Origin of the sequence: Rhabdaerophilum calidifontis (assembly GCF_008641065.1) — a bacterium.
Classification (GTDB): Bacteria; Pseudomonadota; Alphaproteobacteria; order Rhizobiales; family Beijerinckiaceae; genus Rhabdaerophilum; species Rhabdaerophilum calidifontis.
On the sequence record NZ_VTRS01000001.1, the window covers coordinates 21,837 to 42,909 of the forward strand.

The following is a 21,073-nucleotide window of genomic DNA, read 5'->3' on the forward strand; positions in this document are numbered from 1 at the left end:
CATGCACGGCTTCAATCTTTCGGCCTGGGCGGTCCGCCATCGGGCGCTCGTCCTGTTCCTCATCGTGGTGATCGGGCTTGCGGGGACGCTGTCCTATCTCCGGCTCGGCCGCGCCGAGGACCCGTCCTTCACGATCAAGGTCGCGACGATCACCGTCGCCTGGCCCGGCGCGACCGCGCGCGAGATGCAGGAGCAGGTGACGGACCGGATCGAGAAGAAGTTGCAGGAACTCGCCTATTTCAACCGCGTCATCACCTATGCGAAGCCCGGCTTCGCGGCGATGCAGATGGAGTTCAAGGATTACACGCCGGCGCGGCAGGTGCCGGAACTCTTCTACCAGCTCCGCAAGAAGCTCGGCGATCTGAAGCCCGATCTCCCCGCCGGCATCGTCGGCCCGAATGTCAACGACGAATTCGGCGACGTCGATTCGATCCTGACCATGATCACCTCCGACGGCGCCGATTACGCTCGGATGAAGCGGGTCGCCGAGGATCTCAAGCGCGCGCTGCTCAAGGTGCCGGATGTCGTCAAGGTCAACGTCTACGGCCATCAGGAGGAGCGGATCTTCGTCGAATTCAGCCATGCCAAGCTCGCGACGCTCGGCGTGCCGGCCTCGGCGATCTTCGACGCGGTGGCGCGGCAGAACGCGGTGAACCCCGCCGGCACCTTCGAGACGGCGGCGCAGCGCATCCCGCTGCGCATCACCGGCGCGCTCGACGGCGTGGCGGCGGTGGCGGCGATCCCGATCGAGGCGGGCGGGCGCTCGTTCCGGCTCGGCGACATCGCCAGCATCACCCGCGGCTTCGAGGATCCGAGCGATTTCATCATCCATCAGAACGGCAGGCCGGCGATCGGCGTCGGGGTGGTGATGCAGAAGGGCGCCAATGTCCTGACCCTCGGCGAGAATATCGAGAAGGCGCTGGCGGCGTTCGAGGCGGAGTTGCCGGTCGGCTTCACGATCGACCGCATCGCCAACCAGCCGAAAGTGGTGGCGGATTCGGTCAAGGAATTCGTGAAGGCCTTCATCGAGGCGCTCGCCATCGTGCTGGCGGTGTCGTTCCTGTCGCTCGGCTGGCGCACCGGCATCGTCGTCGCGACCTCGGTGCCGCTGGTGCTGGCGGTGATCTTCACCGCGATGGAATTCCTCGGGATCGACCTGCACCGCATCTCGCTCGGAGCGCTGATCATCGCGCTCGGCCTGCTCGTCGACGACGCGATCATCGCCGTCGAGATGATGATCGTGAAGATGGAGGAGGGATGGGACCGGGTGAAGGCCGCGGCCTATGCCTGGGATTCAACCGCCTTCCCCATGCTCACCGGCACGCTCGTAACCGCCGCGGGCTTCCTGCCCGTCGGGCTCGCGAATTCGGCCGTCGGCGAATATACCGGCTCGCTTTTCGTCGTCGTCGGCCTGTCGCTGATCGCCTCCTGGTTCGTGGCGGTGATCTTCACCCCCTATCTCGGGGTGATGCTGCTGCCGGATTTCGGCAAGCGCGCGCGTGATCCGGCGCAGGCCGGCGGCCATCATCATGCCTCGCTCTACGATACCCCTCTCTATTCCCGCCTGCGCGCCCTTGTCAGCTGGTGCGTCGACCATCGCGGCCTGACGATCCTCGTCATGCTCGGCGTCTTCGCGGCGGCGATCGTCGGCTTCACCCGCGTGCCGCAGCAATTCTTCCCGCTCTCGGAGCGGCCTGAACTCTTCCTCGAAATGCGGCTTCCGGAGGGCTCCTCGATCACGGCCACGACCGGAATCGCGCGCGAGGCCGAGGCGCTGCTCAAGGAGGACCCGGACGTCATCCATGCCACGACCTATATCGGCCAGGGCTCGCCGCGCTTCTGGCTCGGCCTGAACCAGGTGCTGCCGAACGAGGCTTTCGCGCAGATCGTCATTCTCTCGAAGGACGTGAAGGCGCGCGAGCGGATCAAGGGGCGGCTGGAGGCCAGCATCCGCGCCGGCGCGCTTTCCGGCGCGCGGGTGCGCGTGGACCGCTTCAATTTCGGCCCGCCCGTCGGTTTCCCGGTGCAGTTCCGCGTCGTCGGCACCGAGCCGAACGAGGTCCGGCGCATCGCCTACCAGGTGCGCGACGAGATGCAGCGGAACCGCAAGGCCGTCGATCCGCATCTGGACTGGAACGAGCGCATGCCCTCGATCCGCCTCGTGGTGGACCAGGACCGGGCGCGCGCCTTCGGGCTGGACCCGAGCGCCATCGCGCAGAGCCTCCAGACGCTGGTGTCCGGCGCGCCGATCACGGTGATGCGCGACGGCACCGAACAGGTGCAGGTCGTGGCGCGGGCCGTGCCGGCGGAACGGCTCGACCCGTCGAAGCTCGCCGATTTCACGCTCATCGCCCGCAACGGCGTGCCGGTGCCGCTGGCGCAGGTGGCGCGGATCGCCTACGAGGCCGAGGAGCCGATCCTGTGGCGGCGCAACCGCGACATGTCGATCACCGTGCGCTCGGACATCATCGACGGCGTGCAGGCACCCGATGTCACCAACGAGATCTGGAAGGCGCTCGGTCCCCTGCGCGAGAGCCTCCCCCCCGGCTATCAACTCCAGATCGGCGGGGCGATCGAGGAGAGCGCCAAGGCCAACGCCTCGATCTTCAAGCTGTTCCCGGTGATGTTCATCGTGATGCTGACGCTGCTCATGATCCAGCTCCAGAGCTTCTCCAAGCTGTTCCTGGTGTTCATGAGCGCCCCGCTCGGGCTGATCGGCGCGTCGCTGGCGCTCAACCTCTCGGGCCTGCCGTTCGGTTTCGTGGCGCTGCTCGGGCTGATCGCGCTCTCCGGCATGGACATGCGCAATTCGGTGATCCTCGTCGATCAGGTCCAGCACGATCTCGACCGCGGGCTGCCCCTGCGCGAGGCGATCATCGAATCGGTGGTGCGCCGCGCCCGGCCGGTCGTGCTGACGGCGATGGCGGCGATCCTCGCCATGGTGCCGCTGACGCAATCGGCCTTCTGGGGCCCGATGGCGGTGACGGTGATGGGCGGGCTGTTCGTGGCCACCTTCCTGACGCTGCTGTTCCTGCCGGCGCTCTACGCCTTCTGGTTTCGCAAGCGAATCCGTGCCGAGGCGGCGGACGGAGCCGGGCGGCAGAGCGTGCCGCCGCCGCCCGCGCCGGCGCTCGCCCTGCCGCAGGCGGCGGAATAGCTCTGCGCCGATCGAAGGGGCGCGCCGTGATCCCGCGCCCCTCGTTCGATTTTCGCAGAACAATGGGGCGGATTCGCCGCTTGCCGCTCCCCGCCCGCCTCCTTAGCCTGCCCGCAGACGCACAGGGCAGATGCGGCGCACAGGGCTGAGACGGGCGGGCAGACGGCATGGATGCAGGTGAGACCTTCGATTACGTCATCGTCGGGGCGGGCACGGCCGGTTGCCTGCTGGCCAACCGCCTGAGCGCCGATCCCGCGCGGCGCGTTCTGCTCCTCGAGGCGGGCGGCAGCGACCGCTATATCTGGTTCCACATTCCGGTCGGCTATCTGTTCCTGATCGGCAATCCGCGCGCCGATTGGCTGTTTCGGACCGAGCCCTGCGCCGGGCTCAACGGCCGCGCGCTGCTCTATCCGCGCGGCAAGGTGCTGGGCGGCTGCTCGGCCATCAACGGCATGATCTATATGCGCGGCCAGGCCGCCGATTACGATGGATGGCAGCAGATGGGCCTCCCCGGCTGGGGCTGGGACGAGGTCCTGCCCTATTTCCGGCGGCACGAGGATCATTATGCCGGGCCGGATGCCCTGCACGGCGCCGGCGGCGAATGGCGGATCGAGGAGATGCGGCTCCGCTGGGAGATCCTCGACGCCTTCCGCGACGCCGCCGCCGAGGCCGGCATTCCCAGGACCGACGATTTCAACCGCGGCGACAATGCGGGCTCGTCCTATTTCCAGGTCAACCAGCGGCGCGGGCTGCGCTGGAGCGCGGCGCGCGGCTTTCTCGATCCCGTCCGCAACCGGCCGAACCTGACGATCCTCACCGGCGCCGAAGCCGAGCGCGTGCTGTTCGAGGGGCGGCGCGCGGCCGGGCTCCGCTTCCGGCAGGGCGGGGAATCGCGCGAGGTCCGGGCGCGGCGGCGGGTGATCCTCGCGGCCGGGGCCATCGCCTCGCCCAAGCTGCTGATGCTCAGCGGGATCGGCGATCCGGCCGCGCTGTCCGAATTCGGCATCGCGCCGCTGGCCACGCGCCCCGGCGTCGGGCGGAACCTCCAGGACCATCTGCAATTGCGGCCGGTCTGGCGCGTTTCGGGCGTCCGAACCCTCAACACCGATTACGCCAATCTGTTCCGCCGGGCGCTGATGGGCCTTGAATTCGCATTGTTCCGGCGTGGCCCGCTGACCATGGCGCCCTCGCAGCTCGGGATCTTCGCGAAATCCGACCCGCGCTTCGCGACCGCCAATGTGCAGTTCCATGTCCAGCCGCTGAGCCTCGACACGTTCGGCGGCGGGCTGCACCCGTTCCCGGCAATCACCGCCTCGGTCTGCAATCTTCGGCCGACAAGCCGCGGCACCGTGCAGCTTGCATCGCCAGACCCTTTCGCTCCGCCGCGCATCGCTCCGAATTATCTTGCGACCGACGAGGACCGGCAGGTCGCGGTGGAATCGCTGCGTCTCGCGCGGCGGATCGTCGGGCAGCCGGCGCTGGCCCGTTACCGGCCGGAGGAATACCGGCCGGGCGCGCATCTGACCGGCGATTCCGAACTCGCCGCGGCGGCCGGGGATATCGGCACCACGATCTTCCATCCTGTCGGAACGGCGCGGATGGGGCGGAGCGACGATCCGGATGCCGTTGTCGATGCCCGGCTGGCGGTGATCGGCGTCGAGGGGCTCTCGGTGGTCGATGCTTCGGTGATGCCGACGATCACCTCCGGCAATACCAATTCCCCGGTCCTGATGATCGCGGAGAAGGGCGCCGAGATGATCCTCGCGGATACGCGGTGAGCAACGCCCAAGGCGATGCCGGGCCGGAGCCCGTGGCCAGGCTCCTGGCGCGCGGACTGACGCGGCATTTCCTTCAGCGCGGCCTGTGCGCTATCCCCGAAGTGCCGCTGCCGAACGGGCGGCGCGCCGATCTCGTGGCGCTCGGTCGCTCGGGGGAGATCACGATCGTCGAGATCAAGTCCTCGATCGCCGATTTCCGGAGCGACGCGAAATGGCGGGAATATCTCGGGTTCTGCGATCGCTTCTATTTTGCGAGCCATGTCGATGTACCGGCATCGATCTTCCCCGCAGAGGCGGGTCTGATCCTGTGCGACGGATTCGGCGCGGAGATCCTGCGCGAGGACGGGCGGCGCGCCCTGCCGGCGCCGACCCGCAAGGCGCTGACGATCACCCTCGCCCGCCTCGCGGCGACGCGGCTCGCCGGGCTTCTCGACCCCGAGGCCCTCGTCCCGCCCGCGTTCTGAGCCGCCCGGCGGCGCAATGTCAAATGGGCTTGGGTTCGGACCCGCCGCGCGGTTATGGTGGCGCGCCGATACCGGCCCGCGCCGGCAGATCAAGGGAGGCGGCATGCGCATGAAACGAACAGGACCGAACCCCGTCGGCCGGCTGCTCGCCGCGTTCGGCCTCGCCGCGCTTGGCCTCGGCGCCAGCGCCGGACAGGCGGCCGAGATCGCCAAGCTCCGCGTCAACAACTGGCAGGGCGGCGCATTCTCCAACGACAAGACCGGCGCCTTCTCGCATTGTGCGGCGAGCGCGCGCTACCAGAGCGGCATCACGCTGCTGTTCTCGGTGACGAGCGAAAAGGCCTGGAGCATGGGCTTTTCCAGCCCGACCTGGGAATTCGCGCCCGGCACGCGCTACCCGGTGGAATATTGGGTCGATGACGGGCCACGCATCCGCGGCGAGGCGCTCGCCAAGACCAACAAGCTCGCGCAGGTCTTCCTGCCGGCCACCGACGCGCTGTTCGTCGCCTTCCGCAACGGGCAGATGCTGCGCGTCGCCGCCGAACGACAGACGCTCGCCTTCCGGCTGACCGATACCTCGGAAATGCTCGCGACGCTCCTGCGCTGCGCCAACGATTTCAGCCGCCGCGCACCGCCGAATCCATTCGGTTCGGGCAGGCCGCCCAGTCCGCCGGTGGCGCCGCCCAACCCGTTCGGAGACGGCATGCCGCCCAAGGCGCCGGCGCCGCGCCCGGCCCAGGGTGGCGCGCAGACGATCTGATCGCCGCTCAGCGCGGCGCGCGTTTGGCCAGAATGCGTTGCAGGGTGCGGCGGTGCATGTTCAGCCGCCGCGCCGTTTCAGAGACATTGCGCTCGCAGGCCTCGAAGACACGCTGGATATGCTCCCAGCGCACGCGGTCGGCCGACATCGGCCTCTCGGCGATCGGCGGTCGCAAGACGCCCTCGCCACGCAGGACAGCGTGCAGATCCTCGAGATCGACCGGCTTCGACAGGTAATCCCAGGCGCCGCCCTTGATCGCGGCCACGGCATTGGCTATGTTGCCGAAGCCCGTGAGCACGATGGCGCGCGCATCCGGCCGGCGGCGCCTGAGCGCGGCGATCAGCTCGAGCCCGCTGCCATCGGGCAACCGCGCTTCGAGGATCACGCAATCCGGCGCGCGAAGCTGGAGGTGCTGAAGCCCCTCCGCGAGGGTTTCGGCGGCCGTGACCGCGTAGCCGCGCGCCTCGAGATCGCGCCGGAGGCGCCCGACCAGCGGGCGATCATTATCCACGATCAGCAGCGATTCCGTTTCGGACGCCGCCCCGACGCGCCGCTCGGGCGGCGCCGAACCGGGGATGCTATCGGTGCGAATATCCATCTCGTCCTCCCGGCCCGCCCCATGCGGACCTGAGCCAGGCGCCGCGACCAGCGCGGCACGGCCCTTGCAGCTTCATCTACGCAGCGGCTTTGCGATCGGATGAGAACCGTTCCAGCAAGGCGGCCGGCGCCGCCTCCTTGCCGGGAGATGCGACATTGACAAGCGTGCAAGACGGCAATCTGATGCGCGCAGGCGGGCCTCACCGGCCGCGACCTTCTTGCGGGAGCATTCCATGACATTCACATTCACCACGCGCCGCGCCGTGCTGGCTGCGGCAGCCCTGCTGGCCACGACCGCCTTCACCCCCATCCTCCCCGCCGGCGCCCAGACGCCGAAAGACACGGTGGTGATGGCGAAGCAGATCGACGACATCATCTCGCTCGATCCGGCGGAGGCCTTCGAATTCTCGGGCGTCGAGGCGGTCACGAACATCTATGACAAGCTGATCGGCGTCGACATCAAGAACGGCAACGCGCTGGTCGGCGATCTCGCGACGAGCTGGAGCGTCGGCGCCGACGGCAAGACCTACACGTTCAAACTGCGGCCGGGCGTCAAGTTCCATTCCGGCAACCCGTTCACGGCCGCCGATGTCGTCTATTCGATCCAGCGCGCGGTGACGCTCAACAAATCGCCCGGCTTCATCCTCACCCAGTTCGGCTTCTCCAAGGACAATGTCCTCGAGCGGGTGAAGGCGGTGGACGACCTCACGGTGGTGATGACGGTCGACAAGCCCTATGCCCCGACCTTCTTCCTCAACTGCCTCACCTCGGGCGTCGCCTCGATCGTCGATTCCAAGACCGTGAAGGCGAACGAGAAGGACGGTGATTTCGGGAATGCCTGGCTGAAGGCCAATTCCGCCGGCACAGGCGCCTATCAGCTCCGCGCCTGGCGCGCCAACGAGCAATATGCTCTCGAAGCCAACGCCAATTGGTGGAAGGGCGCGCCGAAGAACCGCCGCGTCATCGTCCGCCATGTCGCCGAGCCGGCCTCGCAGCGCCTGCTGCTCGAGAAGGGCGATGTCGATTTCGCCCGCAACCTGCACAAGGACGCGCTGACCGCCATCAAGGCCAACGCCAATATCGAGACAACGCAGGGCGACAAGGGCTACATCCTCTATCTCGGCCTCAACACCAAGAACCCGAACTTCGCCAAGCCCGAAGTGCGCGAGGCGCTGAAATGGCTCGTCGATTACGAGGCGATCGAGAAGAACATCGTCCAGGGCACGTTCCAGCAGCACCAGAGCTTCCTGCCCAAGGGGTTCCTCGGCGCGATCACCGACAAGCCCTATAAGTTCGACGTCGCCAAGGCGAAGGAGCTGCTCGCCAAGGCCGGTGTCACGAACGGCTTCACCGTCACGATGGATGTGCGCAATGTCGCGCCCTTCACCGATATCGCGCAGGCGATCCAGGCGAGCTGGGCGCAGGCCGGGATCAAGCTCGAACTGATCCCCGGCGACGGCAAGGCGACCCTGACCAAGTATCGCGCCCGCCAGCATGACATCTATATCGGCCAATGGGGGCCGGATTATCTCGATCCGCACACCAATGCCGAGACCTTCGCGATCAATGTCGACAATTCCGACGATGCGAAATCCAAGACCCTCGCCTGGCGCAATGCCTGGGACATCCCGGACATGACCAAGAAAACCCAGGCCAATGTGCTCGAAACCGATGCCGCAAAGCGCAAGGCGGTCTATGAGGAGATCCAGCGCGAGCACCAGAAGACCTCGCCCTTCGTGATCATGTTCCAGCAGATCGAGGTCGCCGCCTTCCGCAAGGGCGTGTCCGGCTTCGTGATCGGGCCGACCTCCGACACGAATTTCTACTACCCGATCGAGAAGAAATAAGTGCAAGAAGGCCGCATGGCCGGCCGGGTGAACCCGGCCGGCCGTTTGCCTGCCTGGGGGTGGCGTTTGGACAGGATACTCGGTTCCCGGTTCGGGCGCCTTTCGCATGCCGTGCTGCGCGAGGGCGTGACGATCGCCGTCACCATTCTCGGCCTGCTCGCCGTGACATTCCTGATCGCACGGGTGATGCCGGTCGATCCGGTCCTCGCGGTGGTGGGCGACAATGCGCGACCGGAGGTCTATGAGCGCGCGTATCGCGAGATGGGGCTCGACAAGCCGGTCATCGTCCAGTTCTGGATCTATCTCGGCAAGGTCTTCAGCGGCGATTTCGGCCGCTCAGTACTGACATCGAATCTCGTCATCGACGATATCCGCCGCGTCTTCCCGGCGACGCTGGAACTCGCGACGCTGGGCACGCTGATCGGCGTGACGCTCGGCATCCCGCTCGGTGTTCTGGCCGCGACCCGGCAGGGGCGCTGGCAGGACCATGTCGCGCGGTTCATCGGATTGTTCGGCTATTCGATCCCGATCTTCTGGCTCGGGCTGATGGGATTGCTCGTGTTCTACGCCAAGCTCGGCTGGGTCTCCGGGCCGGGGCGGATCGCGATCAGCTATCAGGATTTCGTCACCCCGATCACCGGTATCCTGCTGCTCGATTGCGCGCTCCAGGGCGAATGGGAGGCGTTCCGCAACGCCTTCTCGCATCTGATCCTGCCCTCGGCGGTGCTGGGGCTGTTCTCCACCGCCTATATCAGCCGCATGACGCGCTCGTTCATGATCACCGAACTCCAGCAGCATTACGTCATCACCGCGCGGGTGAAGGGCCTTTCCGAGGGGCGGGTCGTCTGGGGCCACGCGCTGCGGAATGCGCTGGTGCCGCTGCTGACCGTGATCGCGCTCTCCTACGCCAACCTGCTCGAGGGCTCGGTGCTGACGGAAACCGTCTTCGCCTGGCCCGGTCTCGGGCGCTACATCACCAATTCGCTTCTGAATGCGGACATGAACGCCGTTCTCGGCGGCACGATCGTTGTCGGGCTGATCTTCGTCGGGATCAACATCCTGACGGACATCCTCGCGCGCGCCGTCGATCCTCGGGCGCGATGAGACCGGCATGACCACATCCCCCACCTCCGCCCCGGCGCGCGGCCTGCGCGCCTATCTCACCGCAGAGAACCCGGCTTCGCGCCGCCAGGCCCAGCTCGGGCAATTCTATCGGCAATGGCGGGCGCTGCGCGCCAATCCGCTGGCGCTGATCGGACTTGTCATCGTGGTGGCGCTGCTGGCGGTGGCGGCGCTGGCCCCCTGGATCGCGCCCCATGATCCGCTGGCGCAGAATCTCGGTCAGCGGCTGCTTCCGCCCTCGGCTGCGCATTGGATGGGCACCGACGCGCTCGGTCGCGACATTTTCAGCCGCATCCTGCACGGAACCCGCATCACACTCGCGATCGTGCTGCTGGTGGTGATCTCGGTCGGGCCGATCGGGCTGCTGATCGGCACGCTCTCGGGCTATTTCGGTGGCGTGGTCGACACGGTGCTGATGCGGCTCACCGACATCTTTCTCGCCTTTCCGCGTCTGGTGCTGGCGCTGGCCTTCGTCGCCGTGCTCGGGCCGGGAATCGAGAACGCGGTGATCGCCATCGCCTGCACGGCCTGGCCTCCCTATGCCCGCGTGGCGCGGGCCGAGACCATGGTGATCCGCAACGCCGATTACATCGCCGCGGTGCGACTCCAGGGCGCCTCGCATCTGCGCGTGGTGCTGCGGCATGTGGTGCCGATGTGCGTACCCTCGGTGATCGTGCGCACCACGCTCGACATGGCCGGCATCATCCTCACCGCGGCCGGGCTCGGCTTTCTCGGGCTCGGCGCGCAGCCGCCCTCGCCGGAATGGGGCGCGATGATCGCGTCGGGGCGCGAATACATCTTCGACCAATGGTGGGTCGCGACCTTCCCGGGCCTTGCCATCTGCCTCGTCGCGCTCGGCTTCAACCTGCTCGGCGACGGCCTGCGCGACGTGCTCGATGCGCGATGAATCCCGGCGCGATGAGACCCCGGCGCGACAAACCCGGCAGAGCCTGACAGGAACCCGGAATGCCCCCTGAAACCACCCCGCTGATCGAGATCGCCAATCTCCGCGTCCGGTTTCACACCCCGACGCGGATCGTCGAGGCGGTGCGCGGCCTTTCCTTCACGCTCGGTCGCGAGAAGCTCGCCATCGTCGGCGAATCGGGCTCGGGCAAATCCATGACCGGCCGGGCGATCCTCGATCTCGTGCCCTGGCCCGGCGAGGTGCTGGCGGACCGGCTCGCCTTCCGCGGCGAGGACCTTGCAACAATGGACCGCGCCCGCCGGCGCGCCCTGCGCGGGCGGCGCATCTCCATGGTGCTGCAGGACCCAAAATTCTCGCTCAACCCGGTGATGAGCGTCGGCCGGCAGATCGCCGAGGCCTATCGCACCCATCACCGGGCCGGCGCGGCGGAGGCACGGGAACGCGCGCTGGCCATGCTCGAGGCGGTGCAGATCCGCGAGCCGGGCCGGGTCTACGACCTCTATCCGCACGAGGTTTCGGGCGGGATGGGGCAGCGCGTGATGATCGCCATGATGCTGATCGGCGAGCCCGACGTGCTGATCGCCGACGAGCCGACCTCGGCGCTGGATGTCACCGTCCAGGCGCAGATCCTCGACATTCTCGACCGGCTGGTGACGGAGCGCGGCATGGGCCTGATCTTCATCAGCCACGACCTGCCGCTCGTCTCGGCCTTCTGCGACCGCGTGATCGTGATGTATGCCGGGCGGGTGATGGAAACGCTCGACGCCCGGTCCCTGCACCAGGGGCGCCACCCCTATACGCGCGGTCTGCTCGGCTGCCTGCCGGATCTCGACCTTCCCAAGCCCCGGCTCGCGACACTCACGCGCGACCCGGCCTGGACGGAGGCCTGATATGCTGCGGACAGGATCGGAGAAGGCCGCGATGCCGGACAACGGACCCGCGCCGATGATCGGGGTCGAGGGGCTCAATGTCCGGTTCGGCAGCGCGCATGTGCTGAAGGACGTATCCTTCCGCGTCGCGGCGGGAGAAAGTTACGGGCTCGTCGGCGAATCGGGCTCCGGGAAATCCACAGTGCTGCGTGTGCTCTCGGGCCTCAACCCGAGCTGGAGCGGACGCGTCGGAATCGCCGGCGCGGCCCTGCGGCACCGGCCGCCGAAGAGCTTCTTCCGGCAGGTGCAGATGGTGTTCCAGGATCCGTTCGGCTCGCTCCATCCGCGCATGACGATCGACGCGATCCTTGCCGAGCCGCTGGCGATCCACGGAATCGGCGATGCGGACCGGCGGATCGAACGCGCGCTCGCCGATGTCGGGCTCGATGGCGGGTTCCGGTTCCGCTACCCGCACCAGCTTTCCGGCGGGCAGCGCCAGCGCGTGGCCATCGCCCGCGCGCTGATCCTCGAACCGAGCGTGCTGCTGCTCGACGAACCGACCTCGGCGCTGGACGTCTCGATCCAGGCCGAGGTGCTGAACCTGCTCCAGGATCTGAAAAGCCGGCGCGACCTGACCATGCTGCTCGTGAGCCACAATCTCGCGGTGGTCGGGCATATGTGCGGCCGTGTCGGCGTGATGAACCGGGGCGTGATCGTCGAGGAAGCGGATATCGCGGAATTGCGGGAAACCGGCGGCCGCAACCCCTATACCCGCGAGCTGGTCGCCGCCTCGCGGCGCGTGAGCCTCGGCGCCGGCGCGGCGTGACCGCATCGCAGGCTCATATCGCGGGACAAATGATTATCACGGGATAAATTGATTATCACGGGATAGATGGTGCCCAGGAGAGGACTCGAACCTCCACGGCTTTCACCACTGGTACCTGAAACCAGCGCGTCTACCAATTCCGCCACCTGGGCAACCCGCGTCTCATGGCGAGCGTCGCGCCGATTGTCAACCGCCCCGGCGCAAGGACAGGCCCGCGACATCGTGGTTCACTCATTTCCGCTTAACATGGCCGGACTCGGCGCTAGACTTCGCTTTGATCCGCCCAGCCCGGCCCGGCCGTTGAGGAGACGCCGATGAACACCCGCTCCACTCCCGAATCGCCCGGCGCGCGGCGCCGCGACCCGCTCTTCGCGCTGCTGCTCGGCAACGCGCTCTGGGGCGGCGCACTCGGCCTGGCCTTCGTCGCCGGCGTGCTGGCGCTCGATCTCGGCCATCTGCGCCGGCTGATCGGCTTCGATGCCGAGGGGCTGCTGGCGCTGGCCCTGCTCGCCGGCGGCAGCATCGTCACCTTCGCGAGCGTCGCCATGGGCGGTGCGATCATGATGATCGAGCCGCGCGATCCGCCGGCGGCGGGCAGGCGCCGGCTCACGCAACTGGTGCCGGCGCCGCTCGGCGCGGTGCGGCGGGCGAGGCGGGCCGACAAGGCCCGGCGCTGATTGATCGCGGCCGGGGATTTGACTAGACAGGCCCCGGATATCGGCAAGGATCGGATGATCATGGCACAGCAGCTCGTGACGGTTTTCGGCGGTTCCGGCTTCATCGGGCGGCATCTTGTGCGGGTTCTCGCGCGGCGCGGCTGGCGCATCCGTGCCGCGACGCGGCGGCCGGATCTCGCCGGGCATCTGCAGCCGCTCGGCGCCGTCGGGCAGATCCACGCCGTGCAGGCCAATCTGCGCTATCGCGATTCGGTGGCGCGGGCGATCGAGGGCGCGGATGCGGTCGTCAATCTCGTCGGCATCCTGTTCGAGAGCGGGCGGCAGCGCTTCGCGAGCGTGCAGGCCGAGGGTGCGCGCATCGTCGCCGAGGAGACGAAGCGGGCCGGGATCGGCAATCTCGTTCACCTCTCGGCCATCGGCGCCGATGCGGCCTCGCCGTCGGAATATGCGCGCTCCAAGGCGCAGGGCGAGGCGGCGGTATTCGCGAATGTCCCCGATGCGGTCATCCTGCGCCCCTCGGTGGTGTTCGGCCCGGAGGATCAGTTCTTCAACCGCTTCGCCGGGCTCGCGCGCTTCGCGCCGGTCCTGCCGCTGATCGGCGGCGGCGAGACGCGGTTCCAGCCGGTTTATGTCGGCGATGTCGCGGAAGCCGCGGCGCGGACGCTCGAAGGCGGGGCGCGGCCCGGCACGATCTATGAACTCGGCGGTCCGGCGATCCTGAGCTTCCGCGCGATCCTCGAATACATCCTCGCCGAGACCGGCCGCGCCCGGCCGCTGGTGCCGCTGCCCTTCAGCCTCGCGAAATGGCAGGCACGCCTGCTCGAAATGCTGCCGAACCCGCTCCTGACCGTCGATCAGGTAACCCTGCTCGAGCGCGACAACATCGTCAGCGCCAGGGCGATCGCCGAGGGCCGCACGCTCGAGGGGCTCGGCATCACGCCGACGGGGATCGAGGCAATCGTGCCCGGCTATCTCTACGCCTATCGCCGGCACGGCCAGTTCAGCCGCGATCAGGCCGCGTGAGGCTCAGCCCGGCAGCGCGAGGACGCGGTCCGGCGGCGCGTGGCCGTCGATGAAGGTCTTGATGTTGATGATGACCTTCTCGCCCATCTCGTTGCGGCTCTCGACCGTCGAGGAGCCCATATGCGGCAGCAGCGCCACCTTGCCAGCCTCGGCGAGGCGCAGCAGGCGCGGTGAAACCGCGGGCTCGTGCTCATAGACATCGAGCGCCGCGCCGGCGATCAGCCCCTGTTCGAGGATGTCGGCCAGCGCCTCGGTGTCGACGATCTCGCCGCGCGCGGTGTTGACGAGGATCGCCTCCGGCTTCAGGAGCCGCAGCCGCCGCGCCGATAGCAGGTGGAAGGTCGCCGGCGTATGCGGGCAATGGATCGAGACGATATCCATCCGCGCGAGCATGCGGTCGAGCGAATCCCAGTAGGTCGCCTGGACCTCCTCCTCGATCCGCTTCGCGGCCGGGCGGCGGTTGTGATAATGCACCTGGAGGCCGAAGGCGCGGGCCCGGCGCGCCACCGCGAGCCCGATCCGGCCCATGCCGATGATGCCGAGCCGCTTGCCGTGGATGCGATGGCCGAGCATCCAGCCGGGCGACCAGCCGTGCCATTGTCCGGCAGGGATGATCCGCACGCCCTCGACAAAGCGCCGCGCCACCGCGACGATCAGCGCCATGGTGAAATCCGCCATGTCCTCCGTCAGGACATTGGGCGTGTTCGTGACCGTGATGCCGCGCCGCATCGCGGCGGCGACGTCGATATTGTCGGTGCCGTTGCCGAAATGGGCGATCAGTTTCAATTGCGGGCCTGCGGCCTCGATCAGGGCGGCGTCGATGCGGTCCGTCACGGTCGGCACGAGAACGCGGGCGCGACCGAGCGCCTCGGCGAGCGCCTCGCGCGGCATCGGCGTATCGGCAAGGTTGCGCTCGAGATCGAACAGTTCGGCCATGCGCGTCTCGATCCCTTCCGGAAGGCGGCGGGTGAGGATGACGAGCGGCTTCTCGCGGTTCATCGGCGGTTCCCGGGACGAAAGGCGCGTGGACGAAAGGCGCATGGATGAAAGGCGCATGGGCCAGCCTGCCTAGCGCATCGGTTCCGATCTTTAAAGCAGCTTGGCGCGGAGGCAAATCGCCGGGCGCCGGCGCCGGGGATAACGGGACGTTAAGCCCGTTCGACAAAAACAAAGGTTGCATCCGGCGCATCGGCCATCGCCATGCCGCAATGCGGCGGCACCGGCAGCCGGCGGGGAGACCCGGCAGGGAAACCGACAGGAGGCTCTTTGATGATGATCGTCCGGCCGCTCGCCCGGCACCGTTTCATCCTGGCGCTTGCCGGCCGGATCCTCGCCGGACCGATCCTAGCCGGCCTCGCCCTGCCGCTTTCCGGCGCCGGCGGATGGGCGCAAGCCCAGGAGACGGGCAGCATCGGCTCGGTCACCAAACTGCCGATCCCGCGCTTCGTCAGCCTCAAGCCCTCGGACACACCGATGCGGGAGGGACCGAGCAAGGATCACCGCATCAAATGGGTCTTCAAGCGCGAGGGCCTGCCGGTCGAGGTCACCGGCGAACATGAGCATTGGCGGCGGGTGCGCGATTCCGAATCGACGGAAGGATGGGTCTATTTCGGGCGGCTCTCGAACCGCCGCACGGTGCTGATCCGCGCCGGCCGGACTTCCGGCGAGCAGCCCCTCTATCGCGATGACAGCGAATCAAGCGCGGTGGTCGCGCGGCTCCAGCCGGGCGTGATCGCGAATGTCGAGACCTGCACCCTTGCCTGGTGCAAGGTCAGCGTCGACGGCTATTCCGGCTATGTGCGCAAGGATGCGGTCTGGGGTGTCTATCCCGACGAGCAGATCAAATAGCGCCGCGCCTCAGGACAGGGCGGTGCGTCAGGACAGGGTGGTGCGCCGGACGCGGATCACCACCTCCACCCGCTCGATCGTCATCCCTTCCGGCGGAGGCGGCAGGTTGGAGACCTCGATATCATGCGCCGGGATGTCGAGGAGCCCCTCGCCCTCCACGAAGAAATGGTGATGGTCGGAGACATTGGTGTCGAAATAGGTGCGGTTGCCGTCGATCGCGATCTCGCGCAGCAGTCCGGCCTGGGTGAACTGGTTCAGCGTGTTGTAGACCGTGGCCAGGCTCACGAGCACGCGGGCGCGCTGTGCCTCCTCGTAGAGCGTCTCGGCAGAGAGATGGCGGGCGCCGCGCCCGAACAGCAGCCAGCCGAGCGCCACGCGCTGCCGGGTGGGCCGCAGCCCGACGGAGCGCAGCCGCTCCTTCAGATCATGGACCGGGCAGCCCGCGAGGCTCGGATTCGGGCGCTTGTCCTCGCCCGCCGCGCCTTCCGCTCCCCGGATCAACGAAACCATCCGCGCCATGCCCGGCCTTCAACCTCGCATCCGAATGCTCCACAGATAGTCCCTTGGCCGGCGCAGGACAAGTTCCCTGCGTGGCCCCGGGCCGTTAAGGCTAAGACCGGATGGCAGCCCGGAGCGGTCGGAAACGCGAAGTTCGACGAATTTTCAGTTCAGCCCGGCGCAGATTTGGACTAGACGGAAGCGTGTTTGGCCGATTTATGACAGGTTCCCGCATCGGCCGCGGGCAGCGAGGCGAAAAGACGGAAATGACGGAACAGGCGGGCGCGCGGCGTTCGAGCTTCAGCTATGACGACCTCCTGGCCTGCGGCCGGGGTGAATTGTTCGGCATGGGCAACGCGCAATTGCCGCTGCCGCCGATGCTGATGTTCGACCGGATCGACCGGATCTCCGAAAGCGGCGGCGCCCATGGCAGGGGCGAGGTCCGTGCCGAACTCGACATCAAGCCCGATCTCTGGTTCTTCCCCTGCCATTTCAAGGGCGACCCGGTGATGCCGGGCTGCCTCGGCCTCGACGCGATGTGGCAGCTCGTCGGCTTCTTCCTCGGCTGGCTCGGGGAGCCGGGGCGCGGGCGTGCGCTCGGCGTCGGCGAGGTCAAATTCGCCGATCAGGTACTGCCGACGGTCCGGCGGGTCGTCTACGGCATCGATCTCAAGCGCATCTTCCGCTCGAAGCTGGTGCTCGGCATCGCCGATGGCTGGCTCGAGGCGGATGGCAAGCGGATCTACGAGGCCAAGGATCTGCGCGTCGGCCTGTTCAAGGCTTGAACCGGCGGCGGGGCGTCGCCATTTCCTGAAGAGAATGCCCGGTCGAACAGGGGAGCGGAAACCGATGCGTCGCGTCGTCGTCACCGGGATGGGAATCGTCTCGTCCATCGGCAACAACACGCAGGAGGTCACCGCCTCCCTGCACGAAGCCAAATCCGGGATATCCTACGCCCCGGAATTCGAGGAACACGGCTTCCGCAGCCGGGTCTACGGCAAGCCGACGCTCGACCCCGCCACCGTGCTTGATCGCCGCGCGATGCGCTTCCATGGCGGCGGCTCGGGCTGGAACCAGGTAGCGATGGAACAGGCGATCCGCGATGCCGGGCTCGAGGAGGCGGAAATCTCCAACCCGCGCACCGGCATCGTGATGGGCTCCGGCGGCCCCTCGACCCGGACGCTGGTCGAGGCGGTGGACAAGGCGCGCGAGAGCGGTAATTCCAAGCGCGTCGGCCCGTTCGCGGTGCCGAAGGCGATGTCCTCCACCGCCTCGGCGACGCTCGCGACCTGGTTCAAGATCAAGGGCGTGAACTACTCGATCTCCTCCGCCTGCGCGACCTCCAACCATTGCATCGGCAATGCCTATGAACTGATCCAATGGGGCAAGCAGGACCGCGTCTTCGCCGGCGGCTGCGAGGAACTCGACTGGTCGCTCTCCGTGCTGTTCGACGCGATGGGTGCGATGTCGACCGGCTACAACGATTCCACCGCCTCCCGCGCCTATGACAAGAACCGCGACGGCTTCGTGATCGCCGGCGGCGCCGGCGTCGTTGTGCTCGAGGAATACGAGATGGCGAAGGCGCGCGGCGCGAAGATCCTCGCCGAGATCGTCGGCTATGGCGCGACGAGCGACGGCTACGACATGGTGGCGCCCTCCGGCGAGGGCGCGGTGCGCTGCATGCGCCAGGCGCTGGAAGGCATCAAGGCGCCGATCGATTACATCAACCCGCACGGCACCTCGACCCCGGTCGGCGACATCAAGGAGATCGAGGCGATCCGCGAGGTGTTCGGCAAGGATGCGGCCGCGATCCCGATCTCGGCGACCAAATCGCTCACCGGCCATTCGCTCGGCGCCACCGGCGTGCAGGAGGCGATCTACTCGCTGATCATGATGCAGAACGGCTTCATCGCGAAAAGCGCGCATATCGAGGAGATCGACCCTGCAATGGCCGACATGAACATCCTCCGGGCGCGCGTCGACAACGCGAAGCTCGGGCATGTGATGAGCAATTCCTTCGGCTTCGGCGGCACCAACGCGACCATCGTGCTCAAGCATCCGGAGGCGTGATGCGCTGGGGATTTCCCATCTTCACCGCGCAGGGCTAGGCTCTGCGCACCGCCGCCGGAGACCGGCGCGGCGGTGATGAAACCTCTGTGAGGGAACCATGCATTCGGAAGCCGCCGCGCCGCGACCCGTCGGCCTGTTCTACCATCTGCCGCTCATCGGCCCGATGCTGCGCGATGCGGTGTTCGGCTATCCGGATGCAAAATACTATTTCCTCGCCAATGTGGTGATCGTCTTCGGCTGGGCCGGCTATCTCTATGGCTATGCCTTCTTCATCACCGTGGCGAAGATCGCGGCGGTGCTGGTGATGTCGTCGATCATCCTGCTGACATCGACCGACCTCTGGGAGAACCGGGGCCGGCGGCGCGCCCGGAACAGGACGGACAGGCGGCCCGATACCGAATGACCCAGCTCATGCACAACAAGCGCGGCCTCGTCATGGGAGTCGCGAACCAGAACTCGATCGCCTGGGGCATCGCCCGCACGCTCGCCGCGCATGGCGCGAGCCTCGCCTTCACCTATCAGGGCGAGGCGCTCGGCAAACGCGTGAAGCCGCTGGCGGAAAGCGTCGGCTCCGCGCTCGTGCTCCCATGCGATGTCGAGGATGTCGCATCCGTCGATGCCGTGTTCGACCGGCTCAAGGCCGAATGGGGAAGCCTCGATTTCGTGGTCCATGCTATCGGCTTCTCGGACAAGAACGAGCTGAAGGGCCGCTATGCGGATACGAGCCGCGAGAATTTCACCCGCACCATGGTGATCTCGTGCTTCTCCTTCACCGAGATCGCCAAACGCGCAGCAGCAATGATGCCGAATGGCGGCGCGCTCCTCACCCTCACCTATGGCGGCGCAAGCCGCGTCTCGCCGAATTACAACGTCATGGGCCTCGCCAAGGCGGCGCTAGAAAGCTCGGTGCGCTATCTCGCCGCCGATTTCGGGCGCGAGGGCATCCGCGTCAATGCGATCTCGGCAGGGCCGGTGCGCACGCTCGCCGGCGCCGGGATCGGCGATGCGCGTTTCACCTTCGCCTACCAGACCCGGCATTCGCCGCTGGGGCGGCCGATCACGCTCGACGAACTCGGCGGCTCGGCGCTCTATCTCCTCTCGGACCTCTCGGGTGGGGTCACGGGCGAGATCCATTATGTCGACAGCGGCTACAACATCATGAAAATGCCCCGCGCCGCCGACATGCGCGGCGAGGAGCTGGAATGAGGCTCGACCGGCGCGCGCTGCTCGGCGGCCTGGCATCGCTGCCCCTGGCCGGCCGACCGGCCGGAGCGAACGAATTCTACCCCGTCCCGGTCGAGCTGATCGCCGATCTCGACCGGTTGCAGGGCAGCGTCCGGCTCGGCGCGGCGCAGCCCGATATCACGCTCTACGAGTTCTTCGATTACAATTGCGGCTTCTGCCGCCGCACCGCCCGGGATATCCGGCCGCTGCTCGAGGCCAATCGCGATCTCGCGATCGTGCTCGTCAATTACGCCGTGCTCGGCATTCCCTCGATCGGGGCGACGCGGGTGGCGCTCGCCTTCTCGCGTCAGCGCGCGGAGCGCTATCTCGCCTTCCATGAACAGCTCTTCCAGCAGCGCGGGGTCATCGGCGCCGAGCAGGCGATCGCGGTGGCGCAGCGGAACGGCGCCGAGCGCGCGCGGCTGCTCGCAGATGCCGATTCCGACCCCGTGACCGCGGCGATGCGTGCGGCTTCCCGGCTCGGCCAGCAGCTCGGCTTCGTCGCAACCCCCTCCTATCTCGTCGGGCGGGACGGATTCGCCGGCTTCCTCGACCGGGCGGCCAAGCAGGCGGCGATCGACGCCTTCCGCCGCTGCGAGCGCGCCGTCTGCGGCTGATCACAGACCCGGAAGGCGGATCCCCGCCGCGCGGCGCAGCAGATCGAGCGCGATCAGCGTCAGCAGCGCCTTGAGAACCGCCTGGAACAGGGCCTCCGACATCCGGTTGAGCAGCCGCGTTCCAAGCACGGTGCCGACGAAGCCCGCGACGATCATCGCCGCGATCAGCGGCAGCCACGGCACCAGCGCGATGCCGATCGCCGTGAAGGCAATGACCTTGAGCCCGTGCTGGATCGTCATCATCACCGCCTGATTGGCGATGATGCCCCTGCGGTCGAGGCGGTATTGCATCAGCACCGCCTGGATGAAGGGCCCCGTCGCGCCAACGAACATCGTCAGAACGGAGGAGATGGCGCCGCCGACGAGCATGCCCGTCCGTTCGAGGCCGGGGATGCGCGGCTTCGGCACCCAGACCATCATCAGGATGAAAAGCCCCATCAGCGCCAGCAGCGCCCGCTCCGGCACGCTGGTGAAGATCAGCGCCCCGAATGCGACGCCGATGCCCGCGCCGATCACGAACTGGCGGACGAGCGGCCAGTTCGCGTGCCGGCGTTGCAGAATCGCGCGGCCGAGATTGGAGCCGAGCTGGACCACGCCATGCACCGCAACGATGACATTCGGCGGCACCGTGCCGGCCAGCGCGCCGAGCATCGCCACCCCGCCGCCGATCCCAAAGGCAGCGGTGAGCGCCGAGGTGAGGAACGAAACCGCGATCAGCAGCGCGGCGGTGAGCCCGTCGACACCCGGCGGCAGGAACGTCATCGCCGCGCC

General features: G+C 67.5%; 21 protein-coding genes and 1 tRNA gene. 17 read left to right on the forward strand and 5 right to left on the reverse strand.

Annotated features, from left to right (window positions below; genetic code table 11):
- Window position 1 precedes the first annotated feature (1 nt).
- From FWJ24_RS00110 to FWJ24_RS00125, 4 genes are all read left to right on the forward strand, one after another.
- Window positions 2–3,157 (forward strand): efflux RND transporter permease subunit, encoded by a 3,156-nt coding sequence (locus FWJ24_RS00110; protein WP_150285760.1) that lies wholly within the window; start codon window positions 2–4, stop codon window positions 3,155–3,157.
- A 167-nt stretch (window positions 3,158–3,324) separates the two neighbouring features.
- Entirely contained in the window at window positions 3,325–4,935 is a 1,611-nt protein-coding gene (locus FWJ24_RS00115) for a GMC family oxidoreductase (RefSeq protein WP_150285761.1), read from the forward strand.
- The gene (locus tag FWJ24_RS00120) at window positions 4,932–5,399 is read left to right on the forward strand and encodes an MmcB family DNA repair protein (protein ID WP_150285762.1); all 468 of its coding nucleotides are present in this window, start codon (window positions 4,932–4,934) and stop codon (window positions 5,397–5,399) included. The genes FWJ24_RS00115 and FWJ24_RS00120 overlap by 4 nt, the downstream gene beginning before the upstream one ends.
- Before the next feature lie 109 nt (window positions 5,400–5,508).
- Window positions 5,509–6,159, forward strand: a complete 651-nt coding sequence (locus tag FWJ24_RS00125) for a hypothetical protein (protein ID WP_150285763.1) — start codon at window positions 5,509–5,511, stop codon at window positions 6,157–6,159.
- A gap of 7 nt (window positions 6,160–6,166) precedes the next feature.
- On the opposite strand, the gene FWJ24_RS00130 is transcribed toward FWJ24_RS00125, so the two are convergent.
- A complete protein-coding gene (locus tag FWJ24_RS00130) occupies window positions 6,167–6,757 on the reverse strand; it encodes an ActR/PrrA/RegA family redox response regulator transcription factor (protein WP_150285764.1) in 591 nt (196 codons plus the stop codon).
- Between the two features lie 232 nt (window positions 6,758–6,989).
- Between FWJ24_RS00130 and FWJ24_RS00135 the strand changes: the two genes are divergently transcribed.
- From FWJ24_RS00135 to FWJ24_RS00155, 5 genes are all read left to right on the forward strand, one after another.
- Window positions 6,990–8,603 carry an ABC transporter substrate-binding protein gene (locus FWJ24_RS00135; RefSeq protein ID WP_150285765.1) on the forward strand — a complete coding sequence of 538 codons (1,614 nt, stop codon included), beginning with the start codon at window positions 6,990–6,992 and terminating at the stop codon, window positions 8,601–8,603.
- A 75-nt stretch (window positions 8,604–8,678) separates the two neighbouring features.
- Window positions 8,679–9,707, forward strand: a complete 1,029-nt coding sequence (locus FWJ24_RS00140) for an ABC transporter permease (protein ID WP_246155508.1) — start codon at window positions 8,679–8,681, stop codon at window positions 9,705–9,707.
- A 7-nt stretch (window positions 9,708–9,714) separates the two neighbouring features.
- Entirely contained in the window at window positions 9,715–10,632 is a 918-nt protein-coding gene (gene nikC / locus FWJ24_RS00145) for a nickel transporter permease (RefSeq protein WP_150285767.1), read from the forward strand.
- 59 nt (window positions 10,633–10,691) lie between these two features.
- Window positions 10,692–11,540: an ABC transporter ATP-binding protein gene (locus FWJ24_RS00150; protein WP_150285768.1), complete on the forward strand. Its 849-nt coding sequence runs from the start codon at window positions 10,692–10,694 to the stop codon at window positions 11,538–11,540.
- A 55-nt stretch (window positions 11,541–11,595) separates the two neighbouring features.
- The gene (locus FWJ24_RS00155; RefSeq protein ID WP_150286593.1) at window positions 11,596–12,345 is read left to right on the forward strand and encodes an ABC transporter ATP-binding protein; all 750 of its coding nucleotides are present in this window, start codon (window positions 11,596–11,598) and stop codon (window positions 12,343–12,345) included.
- A gap of 67 nt (window positions 12,346–12,412) precedes the next feature.
- Here FWJ24_RS00155 and FWJ24_RS00160 read toward each other — a convergent pair.
- Window positions 12,413–12,497: transfer RNA gene (locus FWJ24_RS00160), tRNA-Leu, on the reverse strand.
- A 162-nt stretch (window positions 12,498–12,659) separates the two neighbouring features.
- Between FWJ24_RS00160 and FWJ24_RS14680 the strand changes: the two genes are divergently transcribed.
- Entirely contained in the window at window positions 12,660–13,022 is a 363-nt protein-coding gene (locus tag FWJ24_RS14680; RefSeq protein WP_206110760.1) for a hypothetical protein, read from the forward strand.
- A 60-nt stretch (window positions 13,023–13,082) separates the two neighbouring features.
- A complete protein-coding gene (locus FWJ24_RS00170) occupies window positions 13,083–14,045 on the forward strand; it encodes a complex I NDUFA9 subunit family protein (protein ID WP_246155444.1) in 963 nt (320 codons plus the stop codon).
- A gap of 3 nt (window positions 14,046–14,048) precedes the next feature.
- Here FWJ24_RS00170 and FWJ24_RS00175 read toward each other — a convergent pair whose 3' ends face one another.
- Window positions 14,049–15,044: a 2-hydroxyacid dehydrogenase gene (locus FWJ24_RS00175; RefSeq protein WP_150285770.1), complete on the reverse strand. Its 996-nt coding sequence runs from the start codon at window positions 15,042–15,044 to the stop codon at window positions 14,049–14,051.
- Between the two features lie 270 nt (window positions 15,045–15,314).
- Here FWJ24_RS00175 and FWJ24_RS00180 point away from each other — a divergent pair, with 270 nt between their 5' ends.
- Window positions 15,315–15,893: an SH3 domain-containing protein gene (locus FWJ24_RS00180; RefSeq protein ID WP_246155446.1), complete on the forward strand. Its 579-nt coding sequence runs from the start codon at window positions 15,315–15,317 to the stop codon at window positions 15,891–15,893.
- A 27-nt stretch (window positions 15,894–15,920) separates the two neighbouring features.
- Here FWJ24_RS00180 and irrA read toward each other — a convergent pair whose 3' ends face one another.
- Window positions 15,921–16,394 (reverse strand): iron response transcriptional regulator IrrA, encoded by a 474-nt coding sequence (irrA, locus tag FWJ24_RS00185; protein WP_281291924.1) that lies wholly within the window; start codon window positions 16,392–16,394, stop codon window positions 15,921–15,923.
- 263 nt (window positions 16,395–16,657) lie between these two features.
- Between irrA and fabA the strand changes: the two genes are divergently transcribed.
- The 5 genes from fabA to FWJ24_RS00210 all read left to right on the forward strand — a co-directional run bounded on the left by fabA (window position 16,658) and on the right by FWJ24_RS00210 (window position 20,302).
- The gene (gene fabA, locus FWJ24_RS00190; RefSeq protein WP_150285771.1) at window positions 16,658–17,176 is read left to right on the forward strand and encodes a 3-hydroxyacyl-[acyl-carrier-protein] dehydratase FabA; all 519 of its coding nucleotides are present in this window, start codon (window positions 16,658–16,660) and stop codon (window positions 17,174–17,176) included.
- A 64-nt stretch (window positions 17,177–17,240) separates the two neighbouring features.
- Entirely contained in the window at window positions 17,241–18,461 is a 1,221-nt protein-coding gene (fabB, locus tag FWJ24_RS00195; RefSeq protein ID WP_150285772.1) for a beta-ketoacyl-ACP synthase I, read from the forward strand.
- Window positions 18,462–18,558: 97 nt separating this feature from the next.
- Complete coding sequence (locus FWJ24_RS00200) at window positions 18,559–18,864, forward strand: hypothetical protein (RefSeq protein ID WP_150285773.1); 306 nt, start codon at window positions 18,559–18,561, stop codon at window positions 18,862–18,864.
- Entirely contained in the window at window positions 18,861–19,667 is an 807-nt protein-coding gene (fabI, locus tag FWJ24_RS00205; protein WP_150285774.1) for an enoyl-ACP reductase FabI, read from the forward strand. Before FWJ24_RS00200 ends, fabI begins: the two co-directional genes overlap by 4 nt.
- Window positions 19,664–20,302: a DsbA family protein gene (locus FWJ24_RS00210; protein ID WP_150285775.1), complete on the forward strand. Its 639-nt coding sequence runs from the start codon at window positions 19,664–19,666 to the stop codon at window positions 20,300–20,302. Before fabI ends, FWJ24_RS00210 begins: the two co-directional genes overlap by 4 nt.
- On the opposite strand, the gene FWJ24_RS00215 is transcribed toward FWJ24_RS00210, so the two are convergent.
- Window positions 20,303–21,064, reverse strand: coding sequence for a sulfite exporter TauE/SafE family protein (locus FWJ24_RS00215; protein ID WP_150285776.1), 762 nt, complete (start codon window positions 21,062–21,064; stop codon window positions 20,303–20,305).
- Between the last annotated feature and the right edge of the window lie 9 nt (window positions 21,065–21,073).

What these genes read in the sequence shown, in the direction of transcription:
- FWJ24_RS00150 (WP_150285768.1), top strand. Translation starts at nt 10,692, where the DNA reads ATGCCCCCTGAAACCACCCCGCTGATCGAGATCGCCAATCTCCGCGTC.
- FWJ24_RS00215 (WP_150285776.1), bottom strand. Translation starts at nt 21,064, where the DNA reads ATGACGTTCCTGCCGCCGGGTGTCGACGGGCTCACCGCCGCGCTGCTG.
- FWJ24_RS00175 (WP_150285770.1), bottom strand. Translation starts at nt 15,044, where the DNA reads ATGAACCGCGAGAAGCCGCTCGTCATCCTCACCCGCCGCCTTCCGGAA.
- FWJ24_RS00115 (WP_150285761.1), top strand. Translation starts at nt 3,325, where the DNA reads ATGGATGCAGGTGAGACCTTCGATTACGTCATCGTCGGGGCGGGCACG.
- nikC (WP_150285767.1), top strand. Translation starts at nt 9,715, where the DNA reads ATGACCACATCCCCCACCTCCGCCCCGGCGCGCGGCCTGCGCGCCTAT.
- fabI (WP_150285774.1), top strand. Translation starts at nt 18,861, where the DNA reads ATGACCCAGCTCATGCACAACAAGCGCGGCCTCGTCATGGGAGTCGCG.
- FWJ24_RS00210 (WP_150285775.1), top strand. Translation starts at nt 19,664, where the DNA reads ATGAGGCTCGACCGGCGCGCGCTGCTCGGCGGCCTGGCATCGCTGCCC.
- FWJ24_RS00125 (WP_150285763.1), top strand. Translation starts at nt 5,509, where the DNA reads ATGAAACGAACAGGACCGAACCCCGTCGGCCGGCTGCTCGCCGCGTTC.
- FWJ24_RS00130 (WP_150285764.1), bottom strand. Translation starts at nt 6,757, where the DNA reads ATGGATATTCGCACCGATAGCATCCCCGGTTCGGCGCCGCCCGAGCGG.
- FWJ24_RS14680 (WP_206110760.1), top strand. Translation starts at nt 12,660, where the DNA reads ATGAACACCCGCTCCACTCCCGAATCGCCCGGCGCGCGGCGCCGCGAC.
- FWJ24_RS00180 (WP_246155446.1), top strand. Translation starts at nt 15,315, where the DNA reads ATGATGATCGTCCGGCCGCTCGCCCGGCACCGTTTCATCCTGGCGCTT.
- FWJ24_RS00200 (WP_150285773.1), top strand. Translation starts at nt 18,559, where the DNA reads ATGCATTCGGAAGCCGCCGCGCCGCGACCCGTCGGCCTGTTCTACCAT.
- FWJ24_RS00135 (WP_150285765.1), top strand. Translation starts at nt 6,990, where the DNA reads ATGACATTCACATTCACCACGCGCCGCGCCGTGCTGGCTGCGGCAGCC.
- FWJ24_RS00155 (WP_150286593.1), top strand. Translation starts at nt 11,596, where the DNA reads ATGATCGGGGTCGAGGGGCTCAATGTCCGGTTCGGCAGCGCGCATGTG.
- fabB (WP_150285772.1), top strand. Translation starts at nt 17,241, where the DNA reads ATGCGTCGCGTCGTCGTCACCGGGATGGGAATCGTCTCGTCCATCGGC.
- FWJ24_RS00110 (WP_150285760.1), top strand. Translation starts at nt 2, where the DNA reads ATGCACGGCTTCAATCTTTCGGCCTGGGCGGTCCGCCATCGGGCGCTC.
- FWJ24_RS00170 (WP_246155444.1), top strand. Translation starts at nt 13,083, where the DNA reads ATGGCACAGCAGCTCGTGACGGTTTTCGGCGGTTCCGGCTTCATCGGG.
- fabA (WP_150285771.1), top strand. Translation starts at nt 16,658, where the DNA reads ATGACGGAACAGGCGGGCGCGCGGCGTTCGAGCTTCAGCTATGACGAC.